The organism is Haemophilus influenzae (assembly GCF_003494325.1).
GTDB lineage: Bacteria > Pseudomonadota > Gammaproteobacteria > Enterobacterales > Pasteurellaceae > Haemophilus > Haemophilus influenzae_I.
On the sequence record NZ_QQIK01000001.1, the window covers coordinates 83,240 to 95,848 of the forward strand.

Below are 12,609 nucleotides of genomic sequence, written 5' to 3' on the forward strand. Positions count from 1 at the left end.
TTTTTTGATGATTAGAAATCCATTAATTCTTTTTCTTTATCCGCTAATACTTCATCTACTTTTTTAATGTAAATATCTGTGATTTTTTGGATTTCTTCTTCTGCTTTATGTTGTTCGTTTTCGCTGATTTCTTTGTCTTTTAATAATGCTTTGATTTTATCATTCGCATCACGACGCACATTACGAATCGCAACTTTACCTTGTTCACCTTCGCCTTTTACGATCTTGATTAAATCGCGACGACGTTCTTCTGTTAATGGCGGAAGCGGAACACGGATTGTGGTACCCGCTGAAGATGGGTTTAAACCTAAATCTGAGGTTAAAATTGCTTTTTCTACCGCAGAGATTAAAGAACGATCAAAAACAGTTACGGCTAAAGTACGCGCATCTTCTGCCACTACGTTTGCTAATTGGCGAAGTGGGGTCGCCGCACCGTAATATTCAACTTGAATTGCATCAAGTAAACTCGGTTGCGCACGACCAGTACGAATTTTTGAAATATGACCTTTTAATGCTTCAAGGCTTTTTTCCATACGATCTTGAGCATCTTTTTTAATTTGGTTAAGCATTGCATTGTCCTTTTTAATTGATGAAAGTTAGAACGCCGTGATTTTACTGGATTTTTTTAAATTTTTGAATACATTTATCAGCTTGAAAACAGATAAAAAATGACCGCACTTCAGTTACCCAAAGTGCGGTTAATATTTTTAGTATTGTTAATTAAGCTTTAGGACCAGCTGCAATTAAAGCTTTGCCTTCTTCGTTAGTTGCATATTTAACAAAGTTTTTCACAAAACGACCTGCTAAGTCTTCAGCTTTTGATTGCCATTGTGCTTTATCTGCGTAAGTATCGCGAGGATCTAAGATTGCAGAATCTACACCTGGTAATGCTTTAGGAATGGCTAAGTTGAAGATTGGCAATTCGCCCATTTCAGCTTTTTCAATTGAGCCATCTAAGATTGCATCAATGATTCCGCGAGTATCTTTGATTGAGATACGTTTGCCTGTGCCATTCCAACCAGTATTCACTAAGTAAGCTTCAGCACCCGCTGCTTGCATACGTTTTACTAACACTTCTGCATATTGAGTTGGATGAAGCGTTAAAAATGCTGCACCGAAACATGCTGAGAAAGTTGGTGTTGGTTCAGTAATACCACGTTCAGTCCCTGCTAATTTTGCAGTGAAACCAGATAAGAAGTAGTATTTAGTTTGTTCTGGTGTCAATTTAGATACTGGAGGTAATACACCAAACGCATCTGCGGTTAAGAAAATCACTTTAGTTGCGTGACCTGCACGAGAAACTGGTTTTACAATATTATCGATGTGATAAATTGGGTAAGACACGCGAGTATTTTCTGTTTTTGAACCATCATCGAAATCAACAGAACCATCTGAACGAACAACCACGTTTTCTAATAATGCGTCGCGACGGATAGCGCGGTAAATATCTGGTTCATTTTCTTCTGAAAGATGAATGGTTTTCGCATAACAACCACCTTCAAAGTTAAAGATACCAACATCATCCCAACCGTGTTCATCATCTCCGATTAATTCACGTTTTGGATCCGTTGAAAGGGTTGTTTTACCTGTACCAGATAAGCCGAAGAAGATTGCTACATCGCCATCTTTACCAACATTAGCTGAGCAGTGCATTGCGCCAACACCTTTAAGTGGTAGGAAGTAGTTCATCATTGAGAACATACCTTTTTTCATTTCACCGCCGTACCAAGTACCGCCGATTAATTGAATGCGTTCAGTCAAGTTGAAAGCAACGAAGTTTTCTGAATTTAAACCTTGTTCTTTCCAGTTTGGATTGGTTACTTTAGAACCGTTCATTACAACGAAATCTGGTTCAAAATTTTTGAGTTGTTCTTCAGTTGGGCGAATAAACATATTTTTTACAAAATGTGCTTGCCACGCTACTTCAGTGACAATACGTACTGCAATACGATCGTGTTCACTCGCACCACAGAAACCATCAACTACAAATAAGCGTTTACGAGAAAGTTGGTTAGTTACCAAGTCTTTTAAGCTTTGCCATGTAGCTTGGTTCATTGGCTTATTGTCGTTTTTTGCTGTTTCAGATGTCCACCAAACAGTATCTTTTGTTTTTTCATCTAACACGATATATTTATCTTTTGGAGAACGACCTGTGAAGATACCTGTATCTACTGCCACTGCACCAGTCGTAGTTAAAGTACCTTTTTCAAAGCCTTCTAAGCCTGGTTTAGTTTCTTCTTCGAACAATTGCTCGTAGCTTGGATTGTAAACAACTTCTTTTACGTCATAAATGCCAAGAGCTTCAAGTTCTTTTACCACTTTATTTAAGTCTGTCATAAGTCACCTCTAATATATAAGATTAAAATTTAACTGTGGCTTATTATAATGGATGTCAATATAAAAAAATGTTAAGTAGATCTCATTTTTAAACATTTTTTTAAGGATTTTACCTCTTTTTAGTGATATTGTGATATAGAGCAAAAATCCCGACATTGTGTCTGGATTGTTTTTAAACTCTTGTTGATTTTAATTTTTCAATCGCTTCTTTATTAAAGAAGTAGTGTGTGCCACAACACTCACATTGCATATCAATACTGCCTTTATGTTCGGCTAATATTTCGTCAATTTCTTCATCAGAGATGAGCAGTAATGCAGAACTAGAACGCTCAGCAGAGCAGCCACAGAAAAATTGTACATCTTGTGCTGGATAAAGATTAACGGTTTCTTCGTGATATAAACGATAGAGTAACTCTTCTGCAGGGAGACCAAATAATTCTTCATCTTTTACTGTTGCTGCGAGCGTAGTTAAATGCTCAAAATCTTCTGGTGTACCAGAACCATCAGGCATAATTTGTAATAACATACCTGCTGCCACTGGCTTGCCTTCATATTCTCCAGTACGAATAATTAATTGAGTTTGAAGCTGTTCTGAGCGTACAAAATAATCTTCTAAGCATTCTGTGATCGTGGGTTTATCTAAGCTAATTACACCTTGATAGCGTTCGCCTTCTTTTGGTGCAATAGTAATGACCAATACGCCTTTACCAATCATATTATGCAGACTCATATTTTCAGTGATGTTGCCATCCACTCGAGCAAGGGCGCAGATTTGTTGTTGATCATTACCATTTACTAATGCTAAGCGTAATGGGCCATCGCCTTGAATTTGTACGGTAATATTGCCGTCAAATTTTAGTGTGGCAGTAAGCAAATTAGTCGCTACCATCATTTCTCCCAATAAATCCTGTACTGCTTTAGGATACTGATGGGTATTTAATGTATCAGTAAATGTTTTATTTAAGCGAACCCATTCTCCACGAACTGCACGATGTTGGAAAAGATAACGGTAAAGTTTGTCATTGTCTTGAGTATAGTCTTGTTGATTGGTCATTGATTATTCCTAATTGAGATAAAAAGTGCGGTGGTTTTTTCCGCACTTTTTGTCTTGATCGTTTTATTTAAGTGTTTTTGCTTATAAATAGGTGGCACTTAGAGGCTTGTAAAATCCAATGTGATCTCTAAGTTATAATATTAATTAAGCAAATCTTGTTTTGGCTTCTGCAATAGCTTCGGCAACACGCAATGGCGATACGCCACCTTTTGCACAACGTTTGTCTAAGCAAGATTGGAGAGAAAGAATCTCGTAAACGTCATCTCCCACTACTTCACTAAATTGGCGGAATTCAGGGATAGTCAGATCTTCTAATCCTTTGCCTTTCTCGATTGCATAAACCACTGTTTCGCCTACGATATGATGGGAATCTCGGAAAGGCACACCTTTCGAGACTAAATAATCTGCTAATTCCGTTGCGTTTGAATAGCCTTTTAACGCAGCTTCACGAGTACGTTCAACATTTACTTTCAATTCATCTAAGACGAACGTTGCCATATCTACACAGTTTTGCCAAGTATCTAAGGCATCAAAAATACCCTCTTTGTCTTCTTGCATATCTTTATTATACGCAAGTGGCAAGCCTTTTAATGTGATTAACATAGATGTTAATGAACCAATTACTCTACCCGTTTTGCCCCGAATTAACTCACAAGCATCAGGATTTTTCTTTTGTGGCATTAATGATGAGCCAGAAGTCACGCGATCAGATAGCTCTACGAAATTTGCTTCTCCGCTGTTAAAGATAATCATATCTTCAGCAAAGCGGGAAAGATGTGCCATACTAAGAGAGGCGATAGAAAGTAATTCTACGATATGATCGCGATCAGAGACGCTATCTAAGCTATTTCTAGTTGCGAAAGCAAAACTAAGATCGTGCGCAAGTGAATCACGATCTACAGCATAGGCCGTACCAGCCAGCGCACCACTACCAAGTGGACAAGTATTCATACGATTATATGCATCTGTTAAACGTGAATAGTCGCGGTCGAACATTTCCACATATGCCATACACCAATGGGCAAAAGTGATTGGTTGAGCTCGTTGTAAATGGGTATAGCCAGGCATTACTGCTTGTTGTGTGTTTTCTGCGGTTTGAACTAAGTGGTGTTGCAAATTACGCACGGATTCTTGTAATTCAACCACACGTTGTTTGCACCACAGTTTTATATCGACTGCCACTTGATCGTTACGGCTACGACCAGTATGTAATTTTTTACCAAGGTTGCCTACTTTATCAATTAGCTTACTTTCAACCCAACTATGAATATCTTCAGCATCATCTTGTAAAATTGCTTGCAGATTTGACCGCACTTCAACAAGTAATTCATTTAGTGCTTGCTCAAGTTGATGCTGTTCTTCAACAGTTAATACATTCACTTTTACTAAGGCTTTGGACCAACCAATCGAGCCTTGAATATCCTGTTCTGCCAAACGATAGTCAAAACGTAATGAGTCATTAAAATCTTTAAAACGTTTATCTGCGGCTTGTGTAAAACGCCCACCCCAAAGTGTCATAATTTTTCCTTTTTGTTTTAATTAATTATTCTATTATTGTGCATATTTATTCATAAATCAATATTCTATATTAATAATAAAACAAAAATGGACAAAATCTTTCATTTTGTCCATTTTATTTGTATTAGTGCTATTTATAGCGTTTTTGCCAAATTTTTGATAAAGGATTTAAATTCTTTACCTAATTTTTCGTGACGAATACCATATTCTACGAAAGCTTCCATATAACCAATTTTATCGCCACAATCAAAAGTTTCCCCTGTCATATGAAATGCTTCAACGGTTTCTTTTTCAATTAGCATATCAATAGCATCGGTTAATTGGATTTCATCGCCAACACCAATTGGTGTTTTTTCTAACAAATCCCAAATTGCTGCTGAAAAAACATAACGCCCAACCACAGCAAGATTTGATGGTGCGTCTTCAATAGAAGGTTTTTCAACAATACTATTAATTTTTGCACTTTCGCCGCCATTAAGCTCAATGCCACCACAATCTGCAACACCATAGCTACTCACATTTTCTTGCGGAACTGGGGTTACCATAATTTGACTTGCGCCAGTTTCATTAAAGCGTTGAATCATTGCAGCAAGATTTTCTTTTTTCTGATCTGCACTAAATTCAGCTAATAATACATCTGGTAACATAACGGCAAAAGATTCATTTCCTACTAAAGGACGACCGCATAACACGGCGTGACCTAAACCTTTCGCATTACCTTGACGAACGTGCATAATGGTTACATTTTTTGGACAGATAGAACGAACTTCTTCTAGAAGCTGACGCTTCACACGTTTTTCCAGCATCGTTTCTAATTCAAAAGATGTATCAAAATGGTTTTCGATAGCATTTTTTGATGAATGTGTTACCAGCACAATTTCTTTTATGCCAGCAGCTACACATTCATTTACCACGTATTGAATTAACGGTTTATCCACCAAAGTGAGCATTTCCTTCGGAATCGCCTTCGTGGCGGGCAACATACGTGTGCCAAGACCGGCGACAGGAATAATTGCTTTCATATTATCATATCCATTGTTTAACTAAGAGGAACCTAAATAGGGTTCATCTTTCGTTTGTTTAATTCGTTGGTAAATTTCTTCTCGGTGAACGGATACTTCTTTAGGTGCTTCAACACCGAGTTTAACTTGGTTTCCACGTACACTCAAAACCGTGATAGAAATATCATCTTCAATAAGTACACTTTCGCCAACTTTACGAGTTAAGATTAACATCTTTTATCTCCTTAGTTTGCATTTATTAGATATCCTATCAATCAAGGAACGGTTGGCATTCCACCAATCAGCTTGTACTACAGATTTTTGTTTAACCAGTCTTGTGCCACTTTAATTGCTTGTGCCACATTTTCTGGTTGGGAACCTCCTGCCATTGCCATATCTGGACGACCACCGCCTTTTCCTCCAACTTGTTGAGCCATTAAATTAACAAGTTCTCCAGCTTTTATTTTGGCGGTTAAATCATTTGTCACTCCAACGACGAGATTAACTTTTTCATCTAATATTGATGCAAATGCAATTACGCCTGATCCGAGTTGATTTTTTAAATCATCGACCATTACGCGTAATGATTTTGTTTCTATACCATCTAATTGTTGTGCAATAACAGAAACACCGTTGATTTTGACCGCACTTTTTACAAAATCAGAACCAGCCTGCATTGCGGCTTTTTCTTTTAGAGCTTGTAATTCTTTTTCCACTTTCTTCGTTTTGTCTTGAAGTTGTTGGATTTTTTCCACTAAGGTATTTACGTCTGATTTTAATAAGTCTGCGCTTTGGGTCAGAATGCGTTGTTGATTATGTAACCAGTCAATGGCATTTTGACCTGTTACAGCTTCAATACGACGAATGCCAGCAGCCACTGCGTTTTCAGTAATAATTTTAAATAAACCAATATCGCCTGTGCGTTTTGCGTGAATACCGCCACACAGCTCAATTGAGAAATCACCCATCGTTAATACACGAACCTTATCGCCATATTTTTCGCCAAAGAGAGCCATTGCTCCTTTCGCTTTTGCGGAATTAATATCCATAATATCCGTTTGAACTGGAAAGTTAGCGCGGATTTTTTGGTTTACTAATGTTTCAATTTCACTCAATTGCTCTTTGGTAATGGCTTCTGGTTGCGCAAAGTCAAAACGTAAGGCTTTATCTGAAACAAGCGAACCTTTTTGCACAACGTGTAAACCTAGAATTTGACGTAAGGCAGCGTGCAATAAGTGTGTCGCTGAGTGATTGAGTGATGTGTTGTGGCGACGTTTAGCGTCCACAATCGCATTCACTGATTGTCCAACTTTTAAACTTCCTTGCGTTAATTCTCCAATGTGTCCAAATACTTGCCCATATTTTTGGGTATCTTTCACATTAAAGGTTACACCTTGTGTGCTTAAATATCCGCTATCGCCAATCTGACCACCTGATTCTGCATAAAATGGCGTATTTTCTAAAATAACGACCGCACTTTGACCTGCTTCGATACTTTCCACTGATTTACCATCATAGAAAAGTGCGGTGATTTTTGCCTGAGATTCGACTTCAGTATAGCCTTCAAACTTAGTTTCGCCATCTACACGAATAACGCTGTTGTAGTCCACACCAAACTGACTCGCTGCTTGAGCACGAGTACGTTGTGCTTCCATTTCACGGTCAAACGCTTGTTCATCAATGGTGATATTGCGCTCACGACATACATCAGCCGTTAAATCCAATGGGAAACCATAAGTATCATAAAGTTTGAATGCAACTTCACCTGAAAGAATGCCATCTTTCACTTGAGAAAGGGCTTCATCTAATAAGCTCAACCCACGTTCTAGAGTGCGAGCAAATTGTTCTTCTTCTAGACGTAATAGTTTTTCAACATTTGTTTGTTTTGCTTTTACATCTTTTCCAGCTTCAGCCATTACATCAATTAGAGTTGGCACGAGTTTATAGAAAAAAGATTCTTTAGCACCTAATAAGTGACCGTGACGAACTGCACGGCGAATAATACGGCGTAAGACATAACCACGCCCTTCATTTGATGGGATAACGCCATCGGCGATTAAATATGCACAAGAACGAATATGGTCAGCAATAACACGTAGTGATTTGTTAGTTAAATCTGTTGCGCCTACAATTTCCGCCGTTTTTGCGATTAATGTTTTGAAAATATCAATCTCGTAGTTTGAGTTCACATGTTGCAACACAGCAGAAATACGCTCTAAACCCATACCTGTATCAACAGACGGACGAGGTAATTTTTCCATTGTGCCATCTGCTAAACGGTTGAACTGCATAAACACAACGTTCCAGATTTCAATATAACGGTCGCCATCTTCTTCTGGTGAGCCTGGAGGTCCGCCCCAAATATGATCGCCGTGATCGTAGAAAATTTCAGTACAAGGACCGCAAGGACCTGTGTCGCCCATTGCCCAGAAGTTGTCTGATGCGTAAGGTGCACCTTTATTGTCACCAATGCGAATAATGCGTTCAGCAGGAACACCAACATCTTTATTCCAAATATTATAGGCTTCGTCGTCAGTTTCATACACGGTTACCCAGAGTTTTTCTTTAGGTAAACCAAGCCATTGTGGAGAAGTTAAATATTCCCAAGCAAAATTAATCGCATCCTGTTTAAAGTAATCACCAAAACTGAAGTTACCGAGCATTTCAAAGAAAGTATGATGACGTGCGGTATAACCAACATTTTCTAAGTCGTTGTGTTTACCACCTGCACGTACGCAACGTTGCGCGGTGGTGGCTCGAGAATAAGGGCGTTTATCCATTCCAAGGAACACGTCCTTAAATTGGTTCATCCCAGCGTTCGTGAAAAGCAAAGTCGGATCATTTTCCGGCACAAGTGAGCTACTCTCAACTACTTGGTGACCTTTGCTATGGAAAAAATCAAGGAATGATTGTCTTATTTCTGCTGTTGTTTTCATTAAAAAGAATCCTTGTTACCCATAATAAAATAAAAACTAAATCGCCCTATTTTTGCATATTTTTGAAATTTATAAAAAGGCTTTTTGCCAAAACCCCAAAATAAAACCGCACTTCACGACGCTATTTGAGAAGTGCGGTTAAAATTTAAGTTATTTCAGATTATTCAAAAAACAATTTCTTGTTAATTATTCATCTCTAAGCGGAACAACCAACATATCAATTTTAATCGTATTCATCACTTGACGTGTTGAAGACATTAATTTACTCCAAAAGTCTTGGTGATGTCCCGTCACTAATAAATCCACATCATATTGTTCGATGGCATCACTTAAAACTTGTCCTAAATCGCCGCTGCCACTCAATTTTTCTGAAATTGGATAATCCGCACTTTCAGCTAAATCTAATAGGGCTTTTTGTGTTTCCGTGGAAATCCTGTCTTGCATTGAAGACATATTCACATCAATCAATCCAGTATAAAGATCTGAAAAGTTCACATCAACGTGGATGATAGAAAGTTTTGCCTCGTGGCGTTTAGCAATCCCAACTGCTTTTTTAAGTAAAATTGGACTTTCTTCAGAAAGATCTACTGCCACTAAAATGTGTTTGTACATAATCGACTCCTTAACTGATTGGTTCGGTTTTTAACTGGCTCCAATGCTAACATTTTGAGCAATAAAAAACTGTGTACTAGATCACAATTTAAACATTTTTATTAAAAATTCATTAAATTTTCAATGTCTGCAATTTCTTTAGGGACAGCTGAGGTTAGTATTTTATTACCATATTCAGTCATCAGTAAATTATCCTCAATGCGCACGCCAATGCCTTTGTATTGCTCTGGCACATCTGCATCTTCTGAAATATAAATACCAGGCTCAACGGTAATGACCATACCGATTTCGAGTATCCGTTGTTTATCTGGGCCATAGCTACCCACATCATGTACATCTAAACCTAGCCAGTGCCCTAATCCGTGCATATAAAATTGGCGATAAGTTTGTTGTTCAATAAGTGTATCCACATCTCCTTTTAAGATGCCTAAATCCACTAATCCTTGGGTTTTAATACGAATAACTTCATCATTGGCTTGCTTAATGGAATTGCCAGGTACAAGTAATTCAATCGCACGTTTTTGTGCTTTTAAAACTAACTCGTAAATTTCACGTTGAGGCTGGCTAAATTTTCCATTTACAGGAAAAGTGCGGGTGATATCGCCTGCATACATGGCAAATTCACAGCCAGCGTCAATCAGCACTAAATCCCCATCATTTAGTGGGCGATCATTTTCTGTGTAGTGCAAAATACAGGCGTTACTTCCTCCTGCAACAATGGAATTGTAAGAAGGAAATCTGGCGCAATGGCGATTAAATTCATGCAAAATATCGCTTTCAATTTCATATTCAAAGCGATTTGGGCGTGTTGTTTGCATTGCTTTAATATGCCCAAGTGCCGTAATTTGTCCCGCTTGTTGTATTAATCGGATTTCATTCGGCGATTTTATAAGGCGCATTTCGCTGAGCATTGGTCGCCAATCTAAAATCTCGCTAAAATTCACCGCACTTTCTGACACCAATGCATCACCCCAAGTATGAATTTCTGGCACATGGTAAAGTGCGGTCAAATTTTTCAGTATTTTTGGCAGTACGGTAGCGAACTCTTCAATAGAATAGGCTTCATTTACATTAAGTTGCTGTGGCGCACGCTCAACACCTAATCGGCGACCATTCCAAGTTTCAAGTAACGGATCGCGTGGACGAAGAAAAATAATGGCTTTTTCTACTTGTTCTGTTTTCAGTAATAACAGAGCAGCATTCGGTTCATTAAAGCCTGTTAAATACCAAAAATAGCTATCTTGACGGAAAGGATAGGTACAATCATTATTACGGCGTTTTTCGATTTCAGAAAAAAGCAATAATGCCGAATTAGGTTGCATTTGAGCGAATACTCGTGTGCGACGTTCCTCAAATTCTTCTTTAGGCAATTTAGCCATATAAGCCAATTCCATTCTAGATCTCCTTAATGTAATACAGGTTTGCTCTCAATTTCCCCTTCGTTGAAATGAGAATAGAATAACATTGCAATGGTGCGAACATATTCAATGATTTCTTCTAGTGCTTCCGCAAGCTCTTCTTCATTATCATCTTCATCATAACCAAGTTGGCAAATATCTTGTAAATCATCTACCGCTTCGCCAATTTCACCTTTTTCTTTTGCTAATTCAGGTTGTGCTAAGCCAAGACCAAGTAAGAATTGGTTTGCCCAGTCAGATAGGCTATCCGCTTGTGTAAAGACATTTTCATCTTCGGTTAAACCAAGTTCAAAGGTAAAGCCTTCAACATCTGATAAGGTTTGACTAATTTGTTCATAAAGTTCTGTAACGGGTTGGATTAATCCTGTTGGATAAGCGTGATTATCATTGCTGAATTGATATAAGAGCGGCAGCCAACTTTGATCTTTTAATCCACCACAAAGTAAACCGCTTAAAAAGCCGTGTAGTTCTGTTGCATTAAAGCCGATTCCAGCAGATTTAAGTTGTTGGTTAAGGTCAGAATGAGAAATGAGCATAATAGATTTCCTGAGTAAATTTGAAATTAGTGTAAACCTTTGTAAATAAAAAAGCCATCGCTTGACCAATTAAATTAGATTAAGAGGCTGGTGGTGTGTCACAGCTTTTAACGCTAGAAATGAACCTAATTTATAGATCTTGTAATGACATTTTTATTATAAATAATGGCTTATTTAAATTTAAACTCCGTCCATTGATAATATCGCTCGCCTGCTTTTTGAATCCCGCCGTAATTTTGCCATTCAGGATGATTAGGCGTATCTGGTAAACATTGGGTTTCTAGTGCTATGCCAGAAAAATCGGCATATAATTCGCCATTTCTCGTTGGTGTACCTGCAAGATAATTACCCGTATAAACCTGCAATGCAGCTTGCGAGGTTCTTACTTCCAAACTTAAATCGCCAGTTGGAGAGGTTAGTAACACACAAGGCTTTTGCCAAGCCTTATTGACAATAAAGGAATGATCGTAACCCTTTGTTGCTTGCTGCTCTCCTTGTAAAAAATCTTGCTTGATGGGTTTAGCAATACGGAAGTCAAAACTTGTATTCACCACGTGCTTTAATGGAGAATTAGGAATCCCCTCATTATCTACAGGTAGATAAAAATCAGCATTTAAACGCAATGTATGTTCACGCACGTCACTGCCTTGCTCAGCATTTTCTAAATTGAAATAGGCGTGATTCGTTAGGTTCAATGCGGTATCCTTATCACAGATCCCTGAATATTCAATTTTTACGCTATTATCATCTGTTAGCATATAGGTTACAGACACATCCACATTACCAGGAAAACCTTGATCACCATGCTCTGAATGTAATGAAAAACACACAAAATTTTCACCGCACTCTTGAATTTTCCAACGACGTTTATCAAAGCCCTCTCCACCATGAAGCTGGTGCTTTCCTTGATTACTACTTACTTTAATAAGTTCGCCATTCAATTCAAATTGTGCATTTGCAATACGATTTGCATAACGCCCTACGCTTGCGCCTAAATAGCTTTGATGAGTGGGATAATTCTCTACCTTACAACCCAATAAAACCTCGCGTAATGTGTCATTTACTGGCACTTTACAAGAAAGCCAAGTTGCGCCCCAATCCATAAATTGAACACGCATCCCATTTTCATTTTGCAGGGTTATAAGCTGATAAGGTGCACCATTAGGCGCATTAAAAGTGGTTTGTTGTAACATCATT

11 protein-coding genes are annotated in these 12,609 nt (G+C 38.1%); all 11 read right to left on the reverse strand.

Annotation, left to right across the window (positions count from 1 at the left end; genetic code table 11):
• Positions 1 to 11: 11 nt before the first annotated feature.
• The 11 genes from frr to galM all read right to left on the reverse strand — a co-directional run bounded on the left by frr (position 12) and on the right by galM (position 12,605).
• Positions 12 to 569, reverse strand: coding sequence for a ribosome recycling factor (gene frr, locus DV356_RS00480; protein WP_005652401.1), 558 nt, complete (start codon positions 567 to 569; stop codon positions 12 to 14).
• Between the two features lie 151 nt (positions 570 to 720).
• A complete protein-coding gene (gene pckA / locus DV356_RS00485) occupies positions 721 to 2,337 on the reverse strand; it encodes a phosphoenolpyruvate carboxykinase (ATP) (protein ID WP_005648384.1) in 1,617 nt (538 codons plus the stop codon).
• 172 nt (positions 2,338 to 2,509) lie between these two features.
• Positions 2,510 to 3,391: an Hsp33 family molecular chaperone HslO gene (hslO, locus tag DV356_RS00490; protein ID WP_112118999.1), complete on the reverse strand. Its 882-nt coding sequence runs from the start codon at positions 3,389 to 3,391 to the stop codon at positions 2,510 to 2,512.
• A 144-nt stretch (positions 3,392 to 3,535) separates the two neighbouring features.
• Positions 3,536 to 4,909, reverse strand: coding sequence for an argininosuccinate lyase (argH, locus tag DV356_RS00495; RefSeq protein ID WP_112119000.1), 1,374 nt, complete (start codon positions 4,907 to 4,909; stop codon positions 3,536 to 3,538).
• Between the two features lie 134 nt (positions 4,910 to 5,043).
• On the reverse strand, positions 5,044 to 5,931 hold the full coding sequence (gene galU / locus DV356_RS00500) for a UTP--glucose-1-phosphate uridylyltransferase GalU (protein WP_005652408.1): 888 nt from the start codon (positions 5,929 to 5,931) through the stop codon (positions 5,044 to 5,046).
• A gap of 21 nt (positions 5,932 to 5,952) precedes the next feature.
• Positions 5,953 to 6,144 (reverse strand): carbon storage regulator CsrA, encoded by a 192-nt coding sequence (csrA, locus tag DV356_RS00505; RefSeq protein ID WP_015701866.1) that lies wholly within the window; start codon positions 6,142 to 6,144, stop codon positions 5,953 to 5,955.
• A gap of 77 nt (positions 6,145 to 6,221) precedes the next feature.
• Positions 6,222 to 8,846, reverse strand: coding sequence for an alanine--tRNA ligase (alaS, locus tag DV356_RS00510; RefSeq protein WP_118806371.1), 2,625 nt, complete (start codon positions 8,844 to 8,846; stop codon positions 6,222 to 6,224).
• A gap of 186 nt (positions 8,847 to 9,032) precedes the next feature.
• On the reverse strand, positions 9,033 to 9,458 hold the full coding sequence (uspA, locus tag DV356_RS00515) for a universal stress protein UspA (RefSeq protein WP_038440185.1): 426 nt from the start codon (positions 9,456 to 9,458) through the stop codon (positions 9,033 to 9,035).
• 101 nt (positions 9,459 to 9,559) lie between these two features.
• Entirely contained in the window at positions 9,560 to 10,852 is a 1,293-nt protein-coding gene (pepP, locus tag DV356_RS00520; RefSeq protein WP_118806372.1) for a Xaa-Pro aminopeptidase, read from the reverse strand.
• An 11-nt stretch (positions 10,853 to 10,863) separates the two neighbouring features.
• Entirely contained in the window at positions 10,864 to 11,412 is a 549-nt protein-coding gene (locus DV356_RS00525) for a YecA/YgfB family protein (RefSeq protein ID WP_118806373.1), read from the reverse strand.
• Positions 11,413 to 11,582: 170 nt separating this feature from the next.
• Positions 11,583 to 12,605 (reverse strand): galactose-1-epimerase, encoded by a 1,023-nt coding sequence (gene galM, locus DV356_RS00530; RefSeq protein WP_118806374.1) that lies wholly within the window; start codon positions 12,603 to 12,605, stop codon positions 11,583 to 11,585.
• Positions 12,606 to 12,609 lie beyond the last annotated feature (4 nt).

Excerpts from the sequence above, each read along its gene's own strand:
- frr (WP_005652401.1), bottom strand. The coding sequence starts at position 569 with ATGCTTAACCAAATTAAAAAAGATGCTCAAGATCGTATGGAAAAAAGC.
- pckA (WP_005648384.1), bottom strand. The coding sequence starts at position 2,337 with ATGACAGACTTAAATAAAGTGGTAAAAGAACTTGAAGCTCTTGGCATT.
- hslO (WP_112118999.1), bottom strand. The coding sequence starts at position 3,391 with ATGACCAATCAACAAGACTATACTCAAGACAATGACAAACTTTACCGT.
- argH (WP_112119000.1), bottom strand. The coding sequence starts at position 4,909 with ATGACACTTTGGGGTGGGCGTTTTACACAAGCCGCAGATAAACGTTTT.
- galU (WP_005652408.1), bottom strand. The coding sequence starts at position 5,931 with ATGAAAGCAATTATTCCTGTCGCCGGTCTTGGCACACGTATGTTGCCC.
- csrA (WP_015701866.1), bottom strand. The coding sequence starts at position 6,144 with ATGTTAATCTTAACTCGTAAAGTTGGCGAAAGTGTACTTATTGAAGAT.
- alaS (WP_118806371.1), bottom strand. The coding sequence starts at position 8,846 with ATGAAAACAACAGCAGAAATAAGACAATCATTCCTTGATTTTTTCCAT.
- uspA (WP_038440185.1), bottom strand. The coding sequence starts at position 9,458 with ATGTACAAACACATTTTAGTGGCAGTAGATCTTTCTGAAGAAAGTCCA.
- pepP (WP_118806372.1), bottom strand. The coding sequence starts at position 10,852 with ATGGAATTGGCTTATATGGCTAAATTGCCTAAAGAAGAATTTGAGGAA.
- DV356_RS00525 (WP_118806373.1), bottom strand. The coding sequence starts at position 11,412 with ATGCTCATTTCTCATTCTGACCTTAACCAACAACTTAAATCTGCTGGA.
- galM (WP_118806374.1), bottom strand. The coding sequence starts at position 12,605 with ATGTTACAACAAACCACTTTTAATGCGCCTAATGGTGCACCTTATCAG.